Below are 18,274 nucleotides of genomic sequence, written 5' to 3'. Positions count from 1 at the left end.
ATAAAAACTATACGAGATTGAGAAGTTGACAAAGTTAAATGAGATTCCTCCTTCAATATATAGCAAATCTTGTCCTAATTGTGAAGGAGATATAACAGCTGAAAGGTTATTTAACGGATCAGTATGTAACATTTGCCTAAAAGAGGAAAGAGAGTTTAATAGTATAACGGGACTTATTGAAACGCTTTATGCCAATAATAATCTAAAAAAACTTAATAAATTATATAATATATTTAAAGAATATAGCAAAGTTGAGGAAATCTTTAGAAAAGTATTAAACGATTCGAAACCAATAGGCCCCCAAAGATCGTGGATAATAAGATTCTTGAGGGGGGAGAGCTTTGCTATAATAGCCCCCCCTGGTTTGGGTAAGACCACTTTCGGTCTAATAATGTCCCTATATAATGCTACTCTCAATAAAAAATCAATAATAGTTTTTCCTACTAGAACTTTAATTTCACAAACTGTCGGTAGACTTGTTAAATTTTCGGAAAACTACTCATTTTCTCCGAGGATACTTTATAACAAACCATCAAATACTCAGTCTGAGGACGTGTTAAAACAGCTTAAGAACGGGGATTTTGATATTTTTATATCCACTAGTAGATATGTGATTCAAAACCTTCAACACTTGTCTGAGGTAAATTTTGATTTCTTTTTCGTTGACGACGTTGATGCCGCGTTAAAATCTGGTAAAAGTGCAAAAGCGATACTTCAGTTAGTTGGTTTTACGGATGAGGATATTCAGAAGACTATGAAATTATTAAGAGAAAATATACAAGATGAAGAGAAATTCGAAAAAATACGAGAAATTAGAGAAGCTAGATTAAAAAATAAAGTAGTTGTTTTTTCTTCAGCGACAATAAGTAGGGGAAATCCTACTCTTTCTACACTTATGGGATTTAGGCCTGGCAGTTCTCTAATTTACTTAAGGAATATTTATGACTCTTACGTTGATTTAACTCAAATCTGTAAGAACCAAGTAGGTGAAGAATGTGTTCTTGACACGTTAATTAGGCTAATTAAACGACTTAATGATGGCACCTTGATTTATGTACCAATTGATAAAGGTATAGCTTACGCAGAAAAATTAGCCTCAATATTAAAAGAGTATAATATTAATGCAGAAGCTATAACATCTTCCTCCATATCTAAGTTAGAGAAGTTTGAGAAAGGAGAAATAAATGTCTTAGTCGGAGTGGCAACCCATTACGGAGTTCTAGTTAGGGGAATTGACATACCTTGGAGGGTAAAGTATGCAGTATTCGTAGGGATACCTAAATTCAAATTCAAAATCGGCGAAAATATGCATCCATTAGCATTAACCAGAATACTAAGTTTAATATACCTAGTCAAAAATGATGACAAAATAAAGAAACTCTTAGGTTATATACGTAGAAAATTAAGAAGAATGAGTCCGTCAGCGTTAGCCATGTTAGCTAGAGATATAAAAGAAGGAAGGATCGAGGATGAGATGCTAAAAGAGGCGTATAAATTAGTTAATGAATATCTAAAGGATAATGATCTTTTACAAAGGATATCTGTAGTTGGGGATGTAGTGGTACAAGGCGATTATATTCTAATGCCGGATTATCTGACATATGTTCAAGCTAGTGGAAGAACTTCGAGATTATATGGTGCAAATTTGACCACTGGTCTCTCGGTATTATTTATAGATAATTTTAGATTATTCGAAATACTCGATAAGAAGTTAAATCTAATTTTGGATGAGATAAGATGGAATCCATTAAATCTTGAGACAAATGAATTAGGACATGAAAACTTAGACAATATTATTATGAGAATAGCGGAAGAAAGAGAAAACGTAAGGAAATTTAAGAAGGAAGGACATGTGGAACCATCTACACTTAAAGTTAAAACCACACTGTTTATAGTGGAATCTCCTAATAAGGCTAAAACGATTTCCAATTTCTTCTCTAAGCCTTCTTCAAGATCTTATGGTAAGGTTAAAGTATATGAGACAGTACTTGGTGATAGAATCTTAATTGTTGCTGCAAGTGGTGGACATATTTATGATTTAATAGCTGAAGAGAAAAAAGAAGAAGAGAAAGGTATTGGTAAGAATGTTTATGGTGTCTTGATCGAAGATAACAAGTATATCCCAATCTATTCCACTATAAAGAGATGTAGCAATGGTCATCAAATAGTTATGGATTTAGTGGAGAATAGATGCCCCATTTGCGGTTCACCAATAGTTATGGATAAGACTGAGATAGTTAGTATATTGAGGGAACTTGCTCTAGAAGCTGACGAAGTTCTAATAGGTACTGATCCAGATACTGAAGGAGAAAAAATTGCTTGGGATATATACTTAGCATTACGACCATTTAATAGTAATATAAGAAGGGCAGAGTTTCATGAAGTTACTAGAAGAGCTATACTTAATGCGATACAAAATCCTAGGGAATTCAGCAATAATTTGATTAAAGCTCAGATAGTCAGAAGAATAGAAGATAGATGGATAGGGTTTAAATTATCTAAAAAATTACAAACTGACTTTTGGAGAGAGGTGTATTGCAGGAAATATGAACTTGATAGATGCGATGATGAGAATCGTAATTTAAGCGCTGGTAGAGTTCAGACCCCAGTGCTAGATTGGGTGGTTAGGAGATATGAGGATTATAAGAATAAAAAGAAAAGATACTTCGTAATAGAAGTATCGGGTCAAGAAAATAAAGTCGGTTTACAGTTAAATTTATTAGCACTAAAGAGAAATGATATAAATATTTCGAAAGGAAGTAATATAAATGTATTAATTGAGAATATAGAAACAAGAGAAGAGGACTTTGGTCCCTTACCCCCTTATACTACGGATACGTTATTAACGGATGCTGCGAATCTTTTAAGAATTTCGTCAGCTGAAACGATGAAAATAGCTCAAGATCTTTTCGAACTGGGTTTAATTACATATCATAGAACTGATAGCACTAGAATATCGAATGTAGGTATAAGCATTGCTGAAAGCTATCTAAAGTCAAGGCAAATTGATGTATCTAGGGTATTTAGACCTAGAACCTGGGGAGAGGGAGGTGCGCACGAGGCTATAAGACCAACTAAACCTTTAGATGAGACAATGTTAAAAGCGGCGATAGAACAAGGAGATCTAGAGCTTTCTAAACAGCTGACATTTAATCATTTTAGGGTTTATAATTTAATATTTAGAAGATTTATTACGAGTCAATTACCGCCCTTAACAATAACGAAGCAGGTAATTAAGATAAAAGCTTATAGTGATGATAACAGTGAATTAGAGTTAAATGAGAAAGAAAAAGAATTAATTATCGGATATAAACTAAAAGAAGGAGATGAATTTAAACAAATGTTACAAGAGGCAATATATTTCCCATTTAGGATTTCCTCTCCTTTAAATGAAGATATAAAAGGTCAAGTTTTTCCTGCGAAGATAGTTAGAACACTAAGCAAAAGTGAGGTACAGTTATATACTGAAGGAGAGTTGGTAAGTGAGATGAAACGTAAACAAATCGGAAGACCGAGTACATACGCAACTATAATATCTACTTTAAAGAAAAGGAGATATGTGATAGAATCTAGAAACTTAAAGAAAATAGTGCCAACTAAGTTAGGTAAAGAGGTTAGAGATTATCTTATTAACAATTATAGGCAGGTAGTGGATGAGAATAGGACTGTGGAACTATTACTTAAAATGAATGAAATTGAGGAAGGTAAAGTTGATTACTTAGATGTCCTAAAAGAGTTATATAATGAAATACAAACAATTAGTTAAGCTGGTGAAAAGTTTATGCTTATAGCATTAGTTCATCTAAGACTTAAAGAACTGTCAAGAAAACATAATTTGGAGAAGGCTAAAAAATTAATAAAGCAGGCAAAGGAAAAAGGTGCAAAATTAGTTATTTTACCGTCATTGTTTCCATCTGGAAATATCTTTGAAATATATGATAATGACAAGAAATTAAGGAGTTTTATTAAGAATCTGGCAGAGAAAATTCCTGGTAACAATACTGACGTTCTTATAAATTTAGCTATGGATGGGGAAGTCCATGTAATAGTTGGACCAATTTTAGAACAAGCAGGTCCTAAAATATTTCTCACATCTCTTATAATATCTCCTCAAGGCGAGATTATAGGAAAATATAGGAAAACTATACTATCTGAAAAAGATATAAGATTAGGTATATCGGCTGGAAAAGAACCAGTTAATGTAGTTCTAGATAAGAGATATGGCATCATAGCTGAGGATGATATATTTTCTCCTGAAATAAGTAGACTTTTGGCCATGGGTGGTTCAGAGATAATTATTGGAACTATGAAAGCATTAGGAAAAGAACAACAAGTTATAAAGCATCTTGCAATAGCAAGAACGGTAGAGAACGGGATACCTTATCTAGTTGTTGGAGAAAGTATAGAAGATGAAGAGGGGGAGATAATAGGATATTCACCTACTTTCATAACATCTCCAGAGAACCTAATAAGCAAGGAAGCTGAAGAAGATGATAGTATACTTCTCGTTGAGAGTTCTATATTAGTATCATCAGGGACAAAACAAGCATCATTGACTTATTTAGAACCGATAATAAACGGTTTATGTAAGGGCGTAAAAAAGATTAAAGGAGAGGCAAAAAGGAGATCAACTACTTCCGTAACTGAGGAAGAGTAGTGGTTTTAAGATGCAGCTACATATATTTCTAATCTTCTATTTTTAGAATACAATTTTACTATATTTTGATTTTCTAATTCTTTCAATATTTTCTTAGCTACGCTTATGCTTATTCCAGATTTAGTAGCTAATGTATAAGGAGTTATGATACTCTCCTTTTTAATTTCATCTAGCACTCTCTTTTTAGTCTCTTCATCCACTGTTACTGCTCTACTGATAACTTCTTTTCCGGTTTTCGAAGGCCCTTTCTTCTTTTCTTCGGCCTTCTGCTGTTTTTCAGCTTCCTTCTTTAATCTTTTTTCCATAGTTGAGATGGGTTTCTTTGATGCTCCACCCAATCTTAGTCACTATTTTTAAAATTCTGATTCTACCTAATAAATTATAGATGTCATTTGAATTAATAGAGGAAACCATAAGCAGAGTATCTAAATTTGCCTCAGTGTTTGGAATATCAAAATCAGAACTTAAAGTGTATTCATATCTCCTAATATATGGTAGAGCTACCGCTAAAGAGGTTTCAGATAAATTAAGTATGCCCTATACTAAGGTGTACAATATATTATCTAAACTTGAAGGAAGAGGATGGGTTATAAAAATAGACAAAAGACCTGCTGTTTATGAGGCTATTCCATTAAGAGATGTTTGGAACAAGATTAAGAATACTTTCCAGGAAAAAATCAATGAATTTGAAAAACAGTTTATTGAACCAATATCTAATGTATTTTCCTCTAGTACATTATATAATATTGTAGTTATACCAAGAGACAATATAATAGATAATGCATTAAGGTTACTAAAGGACTATAGTAAAATGTATTTGGTAGCAATCTCATATAGAGAACTCATAAGGAATGAGATTGTAGATATATTAAAAGCAAATTCCCTTAAGGCTGAGACAAGGATAATTATTGATAAGAGCTTGGATATACCGGAAATTACATCAGCCCAGATTAAGCGTGCACAATCTTTATTTGGAAGCGGAATAATAACCTCAGATTCGATTCTCTTAATTATTAAGAATAACGAAAATCTGACTGGCTTATTTTCAAATCACAGATATCTCATTGATATTGGCACTGTATATTTTAATCATTTATGGTCAACATTGCCGGGCTAACTCTTATAAATGTTATAAAATTAACTATGCTATTTGAGTTTCTATGAAAATAATAACGGTAAAACTACCAGAACAGTTTCTAGAAGCGATAGATGAATTAGTTAATACGGGAAGATATAGTTCTAGAAGTGAAGTCATAAGAGCAGCAATAGGTGATTTTATACGGAAAGAACTATGGGTAACTACAGAAGAGTGAATGATGAGGGCTGGTATTTTTGACAATAATGAAATAAGACACCAAAGCTGATGTTTTTGAATCTATAAAAATAATTTTTTTATCGTAAGGGGAAAGATACTTAATTTACCACTTTTCCTATTATATGATGCCATTAAACGAGGGAGATCCAGTAGTAATTTGGTTAGATCCAAAAAGGGTCTATCTTACTAAATTGGAGAAAGGTAAGAGAATAGAGACTGATAAAGGCATTATATTTCACGATAAGATAATAGGCTTAGAGTATGGGAGTTCATTAGATTTACAAACTGGTATAAAGGCATATTTGTTAAAACCTACGATACATGATTTATATTATAAGGGACTTAAAAGACCGTCACAAGTTCTTTATCCCAAAGATATAGGATACATTTTGACTACAATTTCACTAAGTCAAGTTAAGAGAGTGCTTGAAGCAGGAACTGGATCAGGATTTTTAACAATTTCACTAGCTCTAAGTTTAGGTAGTGACGCCAAGATTTATACATATGATATTAGGGAAGATATGCAAAAAATAGCTAAATTTAACGCAAACGTATTGGGAGTTCAAGATAAGATAGTATTTAAACTTAAAGATGTTAGAGAAGGCGTAGAGGAAAAGGAATTAGATGGGGCATTTTTAGATATGCCAGATCCTTGGAATGTAATACCTAAGATATTAGATTCGCTAAATCCGTCTGCAACAATAGTTGTATTTGTACCCACAGTAAACCAAATAGAGAAAACATATTTCGCTATGAGGAATTCTGGAGTCATAGACATACATGTGGAAGAACTTATGCTGAGAGAATATCAAGTTAAAGAGAACGCAGTAAGGCCTAAAAATGTGGGCATAATGCACACGGGTTTTATTATTAGAGGAAGAAAACCAATATAAGATACTTCTTACGGAGTATATTTGATGAGTGAAGTTAAGTTCAACGCGTACTCAAAAGCAATAATAGAGTTTGAGGAAGAGATTAAGAGAATAAAAAGAGGAATAGCAGATGATAGTAAAAGGTTAATCACTCTTTCTGATTCGTATGTCTCTGAATTAAGAGCAGCAGCTGAGAAATCAATAAGTGAAATACAGAAGTTGCTAGATGAGGAGAAAAGGAAACAATTGGACGAGATACGAAATAAATACATGTCAGAGAGAGAGAAACAATTGAACGAAATAAGGAAAGAAGCTGAAAAGAATCTTGATAAGGCTGCAGATGAAGTTATAAGGCAATTATTAGGTGCGTTTAAATGAGTTATGCAATTCTTTCCTTTATTCACTCAGTTTCCAGAACACAAAAGGTCTCATTGTTAACGAAAGGTCTAGTTAATGAGTTAATTACTAGTGAAAGCTGGAATAATATAGCCTCATTATTGAAAGAAAGGGGGATAATTGAGGAACAACCTGCAAGTATAGAAGATTTTGAATTTATTCTAAAAAGTCGTGCAATTACCTTACTTGAGAAGATCAGAAACTATTTCTCGATTTTTAGAATAACCTATAATATAGTTGACCTATACTTATACGCGCTCTCCTTAGATGAACTAAAAAACATAATAGTTAGTATAGTTAACAGTACTGCTAATGGTAATACCAAAAAAATTAGATTTTTCAAGAAATATTTTGATCAAGTTCCATCATCACTCGATGAGCTAGTAAATAGTCTCAAAGGAAATATATATGCGAATGCTCTTTCATATGCCATCAAAGAGTCGCAGGGTAGGAATATCTCTTTCTTACTCTCATTGCTTGATATTTACTTTATAAAGAAATTATCGGAAATAATAGAAAGTTTTAAAGGAGATTGGAAAAGCACTGCGGAAAATATAATATGCTACTATAAAGACTATTATGCGATATCATTAGCTATCAAACATAAGACTGTTGAAAATACAGTTTGCAAGATTACAAGCGAAATACTCAAAGATCTTTCCACTTCAACAAGCGATTCTGAAACATTAGATATTTTAAGAAGAACTCAATATTCAAAAACGATTACCTTAAATAACGTTCATGAAGCATTAGCCAGCTTATATAGACTTTCTAGGGTTAATGCTAGAAAGAACTCCGAGTTAGTTTTCATGAGTTCTCCTTTTAATCCATCTTTAGCTTTAGCATTAGCTGAATTAATAAGACTAGACACGGAAGATATAATAACCATAGCTAATGCTAAAAACTTAAGGCTAAAGGAAGAAGAAATTAAAAAGATGTCATCCTTCGAGCTTATATAAAATTTCTTCATCTATTACGTACTCGTTGTCTTCTTTTATTATAGTCATTGTTGGGATTTGTGGTGGATTTGGCATATCTTCTATAGGTTTATTTTTACCTAAATAGATCCATTTTAGTTTACCTCCAATTTTCTCTAGTTTGTACCAATATTTCCCAATATAAATATATTTTTTCCCATTTTTATAAACTATATGATAAGGCTTTAAATAAACACCATACTCTTTTATCTTACTATTATAATCATAGACTAGGATCTTTAGCTTGTCAATAATCTTATCGAATTGTTTTTCGTTTACTTTAACTAACATCAATTACACCTTTATTTTTATTATTTAAAATGCAATGATAATAATGGTTGATATTACATGTTCTACAGACACGTGGGTGATACTAATATCGAGATATCGGAAATAGGAATAGGAGTTTGGAGTTTAGTAACTGATTGGTGGGGCGCTGATATTAATAAGGCAGAAGAAATTCTAAAGAGAGCATACGAACTGGGGATTAACTTTTATGATACTGCAGACACGTACGGAGAAGGTAAAGGTGAGGAAATTCTTGCTAAAGTTTTAGGAAGTAAAAGAGATAATATAGTGATTCTAACAAAAATAGGATATGACTTTTACCATAAGGAAGGAGGTAAAATGAAACAGAGATTTGATATACCTTATCTCGAGTTTGCCTTAAAGAAATCTCTAGAAAGGTTAAAAACGGATTATATTGATATTCTAATGTTACATAACCCTAAGATGAATATTATTAAGAATCCAGAAATTCTATCCTTTCTTAAGTCATTGAAGAAGGATGGAGTCATAAGAGCTTTCGGAGTTGCCTTAGGCCCTACTTTAGGCTGGGGAGAGGAGGGTATAGAAGCGATAAAAACGGGATATGAAAGCCTAGAATATATATACAATATTATTGAACAAAAACCTGGAAATGAATTCTTAAAGTACGATAAAATAGGGCACATAATAAGAGTGCCACACGCCTCTGACGTGCTTATTGAGGACAAGTGGCCATTATTTTCAGATCCTAAACTTCATAGATCGTTAAAAGATACCAGATGGCTTAATGAAGCAGTAAGAAGGAGCTTAAAATTAAAAGAATTCGCATCTACTAAGGGGCTTAAACTATCTGAACTAGCATTAAAATTTGTATTATCCAACAAAAACGTTTCCTCAGTAGTTCCCAATATAGCTTCCATAAAAGAACTAGAGGAGTACATTAAGGTTGAAAATTTACCAGAGCTTGCTAATGAAGATTTACAATTCATAGAGGATTATTATAAGAAGTTCTATGAGGATCTAAATGACGAAAGCATTAAGGAAACCTTAAGGTATAAATGAATCATCATAGTATTCAAAGTGTATTTTATAAGAAATTATCCGGAAGAATTCCTTCATGCGTTTTAACTCTCAATATTCTCCAAGTAACTATTCAAGAAATCTGCAAATTTTGCGAAAGCTTTAGATCTGTGTGAATACTTATTTTTCTCTTCTAGGGTCATTTCTGCAAACGTTCTACTTTCTCCTTCTGGGATAAAAATTGGATCGAATCCGAAACCAAAATTACCCCTCATTTCTTCAGAAATAACTCCTTTTATCCTTCCTTCGAAGGTTCTAATAGTCTTTCCATCGATAAATGTTAGTACTGTAACAAAATATGCTGACCTATTTTTAACACCCTCAAGTAATTTTAGGATACCCTTAAGGCCAATAGTATTTTTGACGTAACTAGTATAAGGTCCCGGAAAGTTATTTAGGGCTTCTATGAATAATCCGCTGTCATCTACAATTAGTGGTTGCTTAAAAGTCAAATAAGCTAAATAAGCAGATGTCTTAGAAATCTCCTCTAAATTATTACTCTGTATTTCGACTTTCTCTCCCTTTAAAAGTTCAAGCTCTATATTAAACTTTCTAGCTATCTCCTTTAATTCGATAAACTTATTTTCATTACTTGTTACTAAGCCTATTTTTACGTCTTTCCTCAACGTATCTTCCCCTCATTCTTATATCTTTTACAAGCTCTAATATTTCATCAGTCTTATCCTTCATAATTTCCCTGTAACCCTCAATAAATGAATCATATATGATCTCCTTAAAGTCAGAATGCACGCTCTCTAAGGATCTTAAGAATACATGTACATCAGTAGCTAGATCTTCTTTATCATGAGTTCTTTTTGACAATCCGAAATCTATTATGAAAATATCGTTGGACGAGTTTAAAATTAAGTTATTTGTTGTAAGATCTCCATGCGCTACTCCTATGTTATGTAACTTTCCTGTGAGTTCCCCTATCCTTCTTCCTATGTCTTTGATAAGAGAGGAATTGGTAGAAGTGCTTAGAACATCTTTTACAATGTTGCCCTCTATGTACTCTAAAACTAAGAGATAATTATCTGGATCAATAAAGAGCACAGCGGGCACATTTATACCGTTCTTAAGTGCTGTATAAATTATCTTAGCCTCTAGTATAGTTCTTTCATAATTTATCTTGCGATCCAATTCTGAATGTCTATAACTTTTTTTAATTCTTTGCTTAAATATAGCATGAATACCTAAGAAGTATCCTTCATATATGTTAGACTCGGCTCCACGCTTGATTAATTTTAACTTCTCCAAGGAATGTCTACCTCATCTATTCTCCATCTTGGTCTCACATACGACTTGTCAACATCTATGAAAACTCCTCTAGAAGCTGCGAGCATCCCGGCGTAAGCTATCATAGCTCCATTATCTCCAGCAAATTCTGGCGGTACTATCTCAACTTTAATATTCCACTCCCTTTCTAGCTCTCCTAGTTTCCTTCTTAAGCTTACACTTGCAGCTACTCCACCAACTATTAACAATTCTCTCTTTGAAGTAAGTGCTAATGCTCTTTCCGTAGCCTCTAATAACATATCGAATGCTATTTCTCTTATGGAAAAACATATATCCTCTAATTTTTCCTTGCCCACTAATCTTAATGATGCCGTTAATAAACCTGAGAATGACATATCTTGGCCTTTTACTACATACGGTAAATTCAGCAACTTATCTCCTTTTTCTGCACAAATATCAATGATATGTTTTCCATTTACAATATAGGGTGGTGCAAGTTTTACTTCTCTCACAAAAACGTCCATCATATTCCCTAATGCAATATCTAATGTTTCACCAAAAACTCTAAATCTTCCCTTGTAAAATGTTGTTATGATCGTATTTCCACCGGAGAGATAAAGAGTTAATGGATCTTTAGCTCCGGTAGTCAAATATCCGATTTCTATATGTCCTATTCCATGGTTAACAGGTACCAACTTTTTATTGTATTTTAATGCCAGTGCTCTTGCTAATGTAGCCCCAACTCTTAACGCAGGCCCCATTCCCGGTCCTAATGCTACTGCTATATAATCGATATCGTTAATTTTTACTCCAGCTTTTTCTAGAGCTCTTTTCAATACTATTGATGACACTTCAGCATGATGTCGTAACAAATCTCCTGGTTTCATTCCTCCTTCTTTAGGAATAAAAGTGTCTCTTTCATTAGCAAGTATGTATGGGGGTTCATCTTTTACTATTCCTACCCCAAAAGTATGGGCAGTTGATTCTATACCAAGCACTAGCATATTCATCTTTTCTTAGAACCACCTATAAACTCAGTGTAACCGCATTTTCCGCATGCCCATCTTTCATACGGTTTCATATGATGCGCCATTATACTTCCACATTTCGAGCATTTTTTATTTTTTAATTTTATTTTGCCCCCTTCTATGATGTAATATGTTCTTACAATCGCCTTAACCTTTTGCTCCTTGGCCACCTTTACTTCCTCCTTTCTTTTCTTTAGTTCCTGCATCTCTATCTAATAAATATTTTGGCTCAATCTTCTCTAAAATATCACGAGAATTATAAATATGTAGTTTTACATTGCTTATTCCAGCTCCGTAATTTGTGGACACTTTTTTTACTACTACTACGTTATCTTGAACGCCAAATGTCTGTACTATAGCTTTTATTATATCTTTTCTTGATGGAGTCCCACTTCCCATATGATAAACTTTCAACGTGATTTCACGCCTACCTATAACATTATTTTGTACATCTCTTTCTACAACTCCCTCAGCCTTATCCGAGATCTTCACTTTTGTTTGAGAAGACATTCTAACTCACCATTTTTAAAAATACGTATCAATTTAAGGTTTACTGTTTTTAAGTACTATCGTAATCTTACGCCTTTATTGTGCTCTTCAGAACGTCTTTAATTATTTCTTCCGCAACGGCTTTGCCGGAAAGCACCATAGCTCCAAATATTGGCCCCATTCTAGGTAACCCTTTAACTTCAGCCACAGCCATACCAGTTACATATAACCCCTCGGCAACTTTTCCAGTATTCATTACTACTAATTCTTCAGCTTTTTCACTATAGGCTGATTTCTCGCCTGGTATAACTATTCCTAGCTCTGGTATTTTTCTCGCAGCTACCGAAATTACTTCAGCGTCATGACCAGTGGCGTCAACAACAGCCTTTGCTGCAATAAATATTGGATCTACGTGTAGGCTAGCCATTTGTGTCGCTGTCCACTCAACTGCCACACCTGCTACTCGTAACGGATTTTCTCTAAATATTACGTCATCTACAGTAACGCCGTGGATTATTTTGGCACCGGCGTCAATAGCAGCAGAAGCCAATTTTGCCATAAATTCTGCGGAATCAACTATATATACTCCATCTTCAACTTCCTTTAATCTTATATTAACTTCTCTTAAGATTTCATCGGCAGGCTTTTCTATAACTAGTTTATGGAATAACATTGCACCTCCGCCTATCCCTCCACCGAAACTTAACCTTCTTTCAAATAATAGTGTTTTCAATCCAGCTTTAGCCAGATAATAAGCAGCAGTTAATCCTGAAGGTCCCGCTCCAACTATTACAACGTCAGAATCTACGAATTGATACCAATCTTCCATTGTCTCTTTAATTATGTATCGGCTTATTCTTACTTCATCCACTTGCTTAATTTTAACTTCCATATACTTAACTGATATAACTAACTTATAAATTAACTTTTATAATGGTAGACAACAATAATGTTTTTTAGTAATAGCTTTAATAGGGATACTCATGCCATTACAATTAAATACTAATACAGTTACGCTGAAATGTAATTGGTGTGGTACGATAATAAAAGAAAATCCTATAGTAGTTAAAACATGTTGTAATAATAAGCCGTGGGTATTTTGTAGTAATAGGTGCTATCAGCAATGGTTAGCGGATTGGCTGAGGAAACAGGAGCAAAAGGCTGGAGGCAAAAAACAGAAAGGGTTATTATAGGAATAAGCGGAGCTAGTGGAAGTATATATGGTATAAGAACAGTTATGGTTTTAAATAAACTTGGTTATGAAACACATGTCATAATATCTAAAAGTGCAGAAAAAGTTGCACAAAAAGAACTTGGCTTAAATTTGTTGGAAGAGATAAAGAAATATTCTTCGTATATTTATACTCAAAGTCAAATTGAAGCATCGCCTTCTAGCTCAAGCTTTACTGTTACTGCGAAAGGTATGATTATTATTCCGTGTAGTATTAAAACACTTGCACAAATTGCAAATGGAATAGGATCCAATTTAATATCTAGAACAGCTCTGAATTTCATTAGAACAAACAAGAAAATAGTATTAGTAATTAGGGAAACCCCCTTGGGTGCAATAGAACTTGAAAATGCACTAAAGTTAGCTAGATTAGGTGCAATAATAATGCCAGCTTCTCCTGCATTCTATATCTTACCAAAAAGCATAGATGATATGGTCAATTTTATAGTTGGTAAGGCCCTAGATCTATTAGGTATAGAACATGATATATATAAAAGATGGAAAGGGTAAAAGAAATGTTAAGTTTATGTTTGAAGTAAACGTTCTAAAAATATTGTCATCATAATATGTCTAATCCTTTCTTACCAAATTTTTTAGATATTATCTCTTTCATTTTATCATCATAATCTTCTTTTTCAAGTTCTTTTTCAATTTCATTCTCTTTATCAGTTTTTTTATTTATCGCAAAAGCACATTTATTGCCAGGTAGTAAAGCTCTTTTCTCACAATAAGCGTATTGACATTCACCAGTTATACAAACATCTCCTACCCATCTACAGTAGCCAACCTTATATGGATTACCTTTGGCGTACTTTACTTGGATCAGTAATGCTCTTTTATTGCATCTAAAATATGGGCATAAATAATTACATTTATCTCCTAAAGGCATTGGTTTCTGATCATCACTAAAGGAGGGCTGTCTTTCAAAGCCTCTATTTCCATTCTTCAAATTACTTGAACCCCCAAAACTTTACACAATCATATAAATGTTACATTTTGACCCATTTAAACATTATGTATCTTACACTACCTACTTTACGGTCAACTAGTCCCAATAATAATCTTTTTCTTGTGCTGTGAGAAACTCTCCCAAAGCTTAATAGCTCGTGAGGAGATAGCTCTTCATCAATGTCTACAGCTATAACTACGTAAGGTGCGTGTTCTAGACCAGGACCTAATGTGTATACTGCAAAGTCAGCTCCATATTTTATTCCAGATCTGACTATAAATCCCCTTTCCCGTAAATCTTCATAAACTTTATATACTATATCGAATTTCGATATTAATTTCGAGCTATATTCATATAATTTTGAATATTCTATAGTTTCGCCATTTTTATCTACGACACTGATTAATCCTTTTTTAGTTAAGTACACACTCTCAATTAATGACAATTCTAGAGGCCTGGTAATATCTTTGGGTGACTTAGGCTTAGAAATACCTATAGGCTTGCCGTAAAAACCACTTGAATACAGGTATCTTGAATCATCTACATCAGGGACTACTACTTTTGAGCCTACTAACAAGGCTCTTATCATCTACATCCTCTCATACGCTATGTAAGTTATGTTATCAGCCGAATTTTTCAATAAATCTTCACTATCTTCTAATCTATCAGCTATATCTTTAAGTAACATAACATAGGTAAAATCAACTATTTTCTTCTCAAATAATGTTAACTCTAAACTTCTGTAAAGCTCATCAATTTCCTGCTCTATTTTTATCACATTGTGAGCATTTTCATAAGAGTTCTTAGGATTTAAAGAAAGGAGTCTCAGTGCTTCTATAAAATGTGTAAGAGATGCTATGATTTTCTCGCAAATTACTATTAGCAACCTATTAACTACGTCATCAATAACTAATTGTTTTGCGAAAATTACACCTAATCTATACGCGGCGGCATCCAAATTTTGTGCGACTTTCTCTAAATTATTTAAAATATCTACGTATAAATCCTTATCCAATAAACCCTCTCTTATTTTAAAAATATATTCACCCAATCTATATTTGCTTGTCTCTATCTCATTCTTTATACCGTTTACCTTAGAGTAAACTTGCATTGCATTAGCATTGATACTATTATTATTAGATAAGAATTCATATAAAACCCTAATTTCATCTAGTAATTTTAATGATATCTGTTGAAGTTGCTCTTCTATTGTAAGTGTTGCAATTCCTTCACTCATTGTGATTTAAAAGACTCGTTAAAGTTTAAAAATTAAGATGGGATATGCTGTTGATGATCTTATTTATTTGTTCTAAATCTTTGTCTATCTCTATATCAACTCCCTTGCTCTTTAGATAGTTGTTTAACGTGCTTAGCATTTCCCTTTCGTCTTTCAATCCCACTATTGTTAGATAATTCACTAGCCCAAGTGCTTCTTCTTTAATTTTTGGATCAGACGCTTTGTCAATATTCTTCACTATAATTTCCAGTCCTTGAGAGAGTTCTTTTCTAACCTTTCTCATCCTTTTAACTAATCTTGTAGCTTTCTGAATATCAGGATCGGGATAAACCATTAAATTCTCTAATTCATTTAAATATGCTGTATGATCATTTATCACAATTTCAAAATTAAATAATACCTGACTTATTGATCTATCACTATCGTTCATTTGGAAGCCCTCACGGTTACTGTACTATTATCTTCAATACCTAATGTTATTAAGTCTTGGGGGTTAGCCCAGATCTCTAATTCTGGTACTCCTTCCTGCAGAATTACCTTTAACTTGATTCTCTTTCCCTTTACTGATACCTCTAATTCATCGCTTATGCCTAAATCTTTTGCCAATTTAGAAGAGATTATTGCAAACCCCTTATCCACATCGCTTCTCTTCCTAATTTTAATTCTCTTCTCTTTCGGTGGAGCTTTACTTCCCTTTAGTGCAGAAGCTGGTGGTATTATACTAACAAGAGTTTTTATGTCAACCTTTTTCTCTTCTCCCTTCTCTTCATCTTCCTTGTTACTCATTACTATCTTTCACCTCAATTCCAATTTTATTAAGAGCTTCTCCTCTAAATAACTTTTCCAGTGAAATCTGAAGATCATTTACTTTAACTCTTACTTGTTTCCAACTGTCCCTATCCCTTATCGTGACAGTATTATCCACTAACGTTTGTGGGTCTACAGTTATAGCGAATGGTACTCCTATTTCATCAGCCCTAGCATATCTCCTTCCAATACTTCCAACTTCATCGTATAGCACATCATATCTATCAGAAAGAGTATCTCTAATTTCAATAGATTTTTTAATTAATTCTTCTTTTTCTAGAAGAGGAAAAACTGCAATGTCATAGGGTGCAAGATATTTAGGTAAAGACAAAATAACTCGACCTTCTTTTTCTCTATAGGCATTTACCACAGTCAAAAATAACGTTCTCTCTACGCCAAAAGAAGGTTCAACTACATGTGGTATGAAGTGCTCTCCATGAATTTTTTCTTCTCTCTCAACTACGCTAAGGAACTCACTCAAAGGTTTATCGTCAATCTTAACGTTATTCTTTATCAGTTGTTCTACCTCCTCCACACTTCTATTGTTTATTAACTCCATTACTTTCTTTCTTAACTCCTTTTCTTTCAGTTTAACATTATTTATAATTAATGTCTTCTTCTTTACAATTTTCGGTTCATCATATTTTCTGAAAATAGTTAGATCTTGTCCACTAAATTTCATATGTCTTGTCAGATCATAGTCTCCCCTATATGCATGTCCAGAAATTTCAACCTTAATCCCATTAACTATTGCTATTTGATCAAAAGTTTGCTTAGAGTAATGTGCCCTTTCATAAGGTAATTTCTCCTCAAAGTAAAAATCATTAATACCTAATGCTTTTACAAAATTTGACGCTACAGCCATCCAGTATGCCATCCAAGGTTGAATAATGATTTTCTCTCTTACAGCCTCTTCTAGCTTAAACTCTTGTGGCTTTCCATCTTTTTCCTTTTCAACTGCAGTAAGTATATTAAACTTAATATCTTGAAATCGATGCAACGGCACGTTGTTAATGTCAGTATCATTAGGATCTATGAAAAACTCCACTTCCATAATGGTAAATTCCCTCATTCTTATTAGTCCTTGTCTAGGAGAAATCTCATTCCTCGCTACTCTTCCAATTTGTGCTATTCCTATTGGTAATCTCTGTCTACTTGTCTCATACACTCGTTTAAACGCAGTAAACATACCTTGTGCAGTTTCTGGTCTAAGAAATCCTAAGTTACCAGTATAAGGGCCAATATTAGTCGTAAACAATAAATTAAATAGTCTCACTTCACTTAATTCGCCGCCACATGATGGACATCTGATATTATTATCCCTTATTATTTTAGTGAGGTCCTCTGGTTTTAATCCTTCTACACTTTTCTTTATTGTATCCTCAATTAGATGATCTGCCCTGTACACTCTTTTACAATTTTTACATTCCACAATGGGATCTGTGAAACTTTCAACATGCCCACTTGCTTCAAATACCTTAGCCGGGCCTATTATTGGTGTTTCTATTTCAACTACTAAATCATTATTGTCTCTTATGAAGTATTTTCGCCATAGCTCTACTATTCTATTTTTAATCTTAACACCAATAGGTCCTATATCATAGAACCCTGCTACTCCCCCATAGATCTCATATGACGACCAAAAGATTCCTCTTCTTTTAGCTAGGTCTAGTACTTTATTTATTACTTCGCTCACATGTGTTAAACATCACAACAAGTTTATAAAGCTCAAT

23 protein-coding genes are annotated in these 18,274 nt (G+C 33.3%); 9 read left to right on the top strand and 14 right to left on the bottom strand.

The genetic code is table 11. The features are described from left to right. Nucleotides 1-25: 25 nt before the first annotated feature. Both rgy and V6M85_RS12940 read left to right on the top strand, forming a co-directional pair. Complete coding sequence (gene rgy, locus V6M85_RS12945) at nucleotides 26-3,766, top strand: reverse gyrase (RefSeq protein WP_338600931.1); 3,741 nt, start codon at nucleotides 26-28, stop codon at nucleotides 3,764-3,766. A gap of 15 nt (nucleotides 3,767-3,781) precedes the next feature. Next, nucleotides 3,782-4,657 (top strand): carbon-nitrogen hydrolase family protein, encoded by an 876-nt coding sequence (locus tag V6M85_RS12940; RefSeq protein WP_338600928.1) that lies wholly within the window; start codon nucleotides 3,782-3,784, stop codon nucleotides 4,655-4,657. 5 nt (nucleotides 4,658-4,662) lie between these two features. Here V6M85_RS12940 and V6M85_RS12935 read toward each other — a convergent pair whose 3' ends face one another. Further along, nucleotides 4,663-4,995 carry a 30S ribosomal protein S25e gene (locus tag V6M85_RS12935; RefSeq protein ID WP_338600925.1) on the bottom strand — a complete coding sequence of 111 codons (333 nt, stop codon included), beginning with the start codon at nucleotides 4,993-4,995 and terminating at the stop codon, nucleotides 4,663-4,665. Nucleotides 4,996-5,042: 47 nt separating this feature from the next. Here V6M85_RS12935 and V6M85_RS12930 point away from each other — a divergent pair, with 47 nt between their 5' ends. The 5 genes from V6M85_RS12930 to V6M85_RS12910 all read left to right on the top strand — a co-directional run bounded on the left by V6M85_RS12930 (nucleotide 5,043) and on the right by V6M85_RS12910 (nucleotide 8,199). Beyond that, nucleotides 5,043-5,774 (top strand): TrmB family transcriptional regulator, encoded by a 732-nt coding sequence (locus V6M85_RS12930; protein WP_338600922.1) that lies wholly within the window; start codon nucleotides 5,043-5,045, stop codon nucleotides 5,772-5,774. A 43-nt stretch (nucleotides 5,775-5,817) separates the two neighbouring features. Beyond that, complete coding sequence (locus V6M85_RS12925) at nucleotides 5,818-5,970, top strand: ribbon-helix-helix domain-containing protein (RefSeq protein ID WP_069282328.1); 153 nt, start codon at nucleotides 5,818-5,820, stop codon at nucleotides 5,968-5,970. A gap of 124 nt (nucleotides 5,971-6,094) precedes the next feature. After that, nucleotides 6,095-6,865, top strand: a complete 771-nt coding sequence (locus V6M85_RS12920; protein WP_338600911.1) for a tRNA (adenine-N1)-methyltransferase — start codon at nucleotides 6,095-6,097, stop codon at nucleotides 6,863-6,865. 24 nt (nucleotides 6,866-6,889) lie between these two features. After that, nucleotides 6,890-7,222 (top strand): hypothetical protein, encoded by a 333-nt coding sequence (locus V6M85_RS12915; RefSeq protein WP_338600909.1) that lies wholly within the window; start codon nucleotides 6,890-6,892, stop codon nucleotides 7,220-7,222. After that, nucleotides 7,219-8,199 carry a V-type ATPase subunit gene (locus V6M85_RS12910; RefSeq protein ID WP_338600906.1) on the top strand — a complete coding sequence of 327 codons (981 nt, stop codon included), beginning with the start codon at nucleotides 7,219-7,221 and terminating at the stop codon, nucleotides 8,197-8,199. The genes V6M85_RS12915 and V6M85_RS12910 overlap by 4 nt, the downstream gene beginning before the upstream one ends. On the opposite strand, the gene V6M85_RS12905 is transcribed toward V6M85_RS12910, so the two are convergent. Next, complete coding sequence (locus tag V6M85_RS12905) at nucleotides 8,179-8,508, bottom strand: hypothetical protein (protein WP_338600904.1); 330 nt, start codon at nucleotides 8,506-8,508, stop codon at nucleotides 8,179-8,181. The two genes, V6M85_RS12910 and V6M85_RS12905, sit on opposite strands and share 21 nt — an antisense overlap. 57 nt (nucleotides 8,509-8,565) lie before the next feature. Between V6M85_RS12905 and V6M85_RS12900 the strand changes: the two genes are divergently transcribed. Next, nucleotides 8,566-9,546 (top strand): aldo/keto reductase, encoded by a 981-nt coding sequence (locus V6M85_RS12900; RefSeq protein WP_338600902.1) that lies wholly within the window; start codon nucleotides 8,566-8,568, stop codon nucleotides 9,544-9,546. A gap of 62 nt (nucleotides 9,547-9,608) precedes the next feature. Here the strand turns inward: V6M85_RS12900 and V6M85_RS12895 are convergent, their stop codons facing one another. The 6 genes from V6M85_RS12895 to V6M85_RS12870 all read right to left on the bottom strand — a co-directional run bounded on the left by V6M85_RS12895 (nucleotide 9,609) and on the right by V6M85_RS12870 (nucleotide 13,209). After that, nucleotides 9,609-10,190: an XTP/dITP diphosphatase gene (locus V6M85_RS12895; protein ID WP_338600899.1), complete on the bottom strand. Its 582-nt coding sequence runs from the start codon at nucleotides 10,188-10,190 to the stop codon at nucleotides 9,609-9,611. After that, nucleotides 10,153-10,821, bottom strand: coding sequence for a Kae1-associated kinase Bud32 (locus V6M85_RS12890; RefSeq protein ID WP_338600897.1), 669 nt, complete (start codon nucleotides 10,819-10,821; stop codon nucleotides 10,153-10,155). Before V6M85_RS12890 ends, V6M85_RS12895 begins: the two co-directional genes overlap by 38 nt. Further along, the gene (gene kae1 / locus V6M85_RS12885) at nucleotides 10,809-11,804 is read right to left on the bottom strand and encodes a KEOPS complex N(6)-L-threonylcarbamoyladenine synthase Kae1 (protein ID WP_338600895.1); all 996 of its coding nucleotides are present in this window, start codon (nucleotides 11,802-11,804) and stop codon (nucleotides 10,809-10,811) included. Before kae1 ends, V6M85_RS12890 begins: the two co-directional genes overlap by 13 nt. A gap of 2 nt (nucleotides 11,805-11,806) precedes the next feature. Then, complete coding sequence (locus V6M85_RS12880) at nucleotides 11,807-12,034, bottom strand: 30S ribosomal protein S27ae (RefSeq protein ID WP_338600892.1); 228 nt, start codon at nucleotides 12,032-12,034, stop codon at nucleotides 11,807-11,809. Next, nucleotides 11,976-12,338 (bottom strand): 30S ribosomal protein S24e, encoded by a 363-nt coding sequence (locus V6M85_RS12875; protein WP_338600890.1) that lies wholly within the window; start codon nucleotides 12,336-12,338, stop codon nucleotides 11,976-11,978. Before V6M85_RS12875 ends, V6M85_RS12880 begins: the two co-directional genes overlap by 59 nt. Before the next feature lie 67 nt (nucleotides 12,339-12,405). Continuing rightward, the gene (locus V6M85_RS12870; protein WP_338600888.1) at nucleotides 12,406-13,209 is read right to left on the bottom strand and encodes a sulfide-dependent adenosine diphosphate thiazole synthase; all 804 of its coding nucleotides are present in this window, start codon (nucleotides 13,207-13,209) and stop codon (nucleotides 12,406-12,408) included. A 231-nt stretch (nucleotides 13,210-13,440) separates the two neighbouring features. On the opposite strand from V6M85_RS12870, the gene V6M85_RS12860 reads away from it, so the two are divergent. Then, a complete protein-coding gene (locus V6M85_RS12860) occupies nucleotides 13,441-14,058 on the top strand; it encodes a UbiX family flavin prenyltransferase (protein ID WP_338600882.1) in 618 nt (205 codons plus the stop codon). Between the two features lie 49 nt (nucleotides 14,059-14,107). Here the strand turns inward: V6M85_RS12860 and V6M85_RS12855 are convergent, their stop codons facing one another. The 6 genes from V6M85_RS12855 to glyS are packed head-to-tail and all read right to left on the bottom strand — an operon-like array spanning nucleotide 14,108 to nucleotide 18,237. Continuing rightward, nucleotides 14,108-14,497 carry a hypothetical protein gene (locus tag V6M85_RS12855; RefSeq protein ID WP_338600880.1) on the bottom strand — a complete coding sequence of 130 codons (390 nt, stop codon included), beginning with the start codon at nucleotides 14,495-14,497 and terminating at the stop codon, nucleotides 14,108-14,110. 40 nt (nucleotides 14,498-14,537) lie between these two features. Next, entirely contained in the window at nucleotides 14,538-15,086 is a 549-nt protein-coding gene (gene endA / locus V6M85_RS12850; protein ID WP_338600878.1) for a tRNA-intron lyase, read from the bottom strand. Then, nucleotides 15,087-15,734 carry a phosphate transport regulator gene (locus tag V6M85_RS12845; RefSeq protein ID WP_338600875.1) on the bottom strand — a complete coding sequence of 216 codons (648 nt, stop codon included), beginning with the start codon at nucleotides 15,732-15,734 and terminating at the stop codon, nucleotides 15,087-15,089. Between the two features lie 25 nt (nucleotides 15,735-15,759). After that, on the bottom strand, nucleotides 15,760-16,164 hold the full coding sequence (locus V6M85_RS12840; RefSeq protein ID WP_338600873.1) for a hypothetical protein: 405 nt from the start codon (nucleotides 16,162-16,164) through the stop codon (nucleotides 15,760-15,762). Beyond that, nucleotides 16,161-16,520 (bottom strand): hypothetical protein, encoded by a 360-nt coding sequence (locus V6M85_RS12835; RefSeq protein ID WP_338600870.1) that lies wholly within the window; start codon nucleotides 16,518-16,520, stop codon nucleotides 16,161-16,163. The genes V6M85_RS12840 and V6M85_RS12835 overlap by 4 nt, the downstream gene beginning before the upstream one ends. Continuing rightward, on the bottom strand, nucleotides 16,513-18,237 hold the full coding sequence (gene glyS, locus V6M85_RS12830) for a glycine--tRNA ligase (protein ID WP_338600868.1): 1,725 nt from the start codon (nucleotides 18,235-18,237) through the stop codon (nucleotides 16,513-16,515). Before glyS ends, V6M85_RS12835 begins: the two co-directional genes overlap by 8 nt. Between the last annotated feature and the right edge of the window lie 37 nt (nucleotides 18,238-18,274).

It is taken from the genome of Sulfolobus tengchongensis, assembly GCF_036967215.1.
Lineage (GTDB): Archaea > Thermoproteota > Thermoprotei_A > Sulfolobales > Sulfolobaceae > Saccharolobus > Saccharolobus tengchongensis_A.
Note: the sequence above shows the minus strand (reverse complement) of the source record. Positions and strands in the feature narration are given on the sequence as shown.

Coding starts and splice junctions, on each gene's coding strand:
- V6M85_RS12930 (WP_338600922.1), top strand. CDS start 5,043: ATGTCATTTGAATTAATAGAGGAAACCATAAGCAGAGTATCTAAATTT.
- V6M85_RS12900 (WP_338600902.1), top strand. CDS start 8,566: ATGTTCTACAGACACGTGGGTGATACTAATATCGAGATATCGGAAATA.
- V6M85_RS12845 (WP_338600875.1), bottom strand. CDS start 15,734: ATGAGTGAAGGAATTGCAACACTTACAATAGAAGAGCAACTTCAACAG.
- kae1 (WP_338600895.1), bottom strand. CDS start 11,804: ATGCTAGTGCTTGGTATAGAATCAACTGCCCATACTTTTGGGGTAGGA.
- V6M85_RS12860 (WP_338600882.1), top strand. CDS start 13,441: ATGGTTAGCGGATTGGCTGAGGAAACAGGAGCAAAAGGCTGGAGGCAA.
- V6M85_RS12940 (WP_338600928.1), top strand. CDS start 3,782: ATGCTTATAGCATTAGTTCATCTAAGACTTAAAGAACTGTCAAGAAAA.
- V6M85_RS12920 (WP_338600911.1), top strand. CDS start 6,095: ATGATGCCATTAAACGAGGGAGATCCAGTAGTAATTTGGTTAGATCCA.
- V6M85_RS12905 (WP_338600904.1), bottom strand. CDS start 8,508: ATGTTAGTTAAAGTAAACGAAAAACAATTCGATAAGATTATTGACAAG.
- V6M85_RS12870 (WP_338600888.1), bottom strand. CDS start 13,209: ATGGAAGTTAAAATTAAGCAAGTGGATGAAGTAAGAATAAGCCGATAC.
- V6M85_RS12925 (WP_069282328.1), top strand. CDS start 5,818: ATGAAAATAATAACGGTAAAACTACCAGAACAGTTTCTAGAAGCGATA.
- V6M85_RS12875 (WP_338600890.1), bottom strand. CDS start 12,338: ATGTCTTCTCAAACAAAAGTGAAGATCTCGGATAAGGCTGAGGGAGTT.
- V6M85_RS12840 (WP_338600873.1), bottom strand. CDS start 16,164: ATGAACGATAGTGATAGATCAATAAGTCAGGTATTATTTAATTTTGAA.
- V6M85_RS12880 (WP_338600892.1), bottom strand. CDS start 12,034: ATGCAGGAACTAAAGAAAAGAAAGGAGGAAGTAAAGGTGGCCAAGGAG.
- V6M85_RS12835 (WP_338600870.1), bottom strand. CDS start 16,520: ATGAGTAACAAGGAAGATGAAGAGAAGGGAGAAGAGAAAAAGGTTGAC.
- V6M85_RS12915 (WP_338600909.1), top strand. CDS start 6,890: ATGAGTGAAGTTAAGTTCAACGCGTACTCAAAAGCAATAATAGAGTTT.
- endA (WP_338600878.1), bottom strand. CDS start 15,086: ATGATAAGAGCCTTGTTAGTAGGCTCAAAAGTAGTAGTCCCTGATGTA.
- V6M85_RS12910 (WP_338600906.1), top strand. CDS start 7,219: ATGAGTTATGCAATTCTTTCCTTTATTCACTCAGTTTCCAGAACACAA.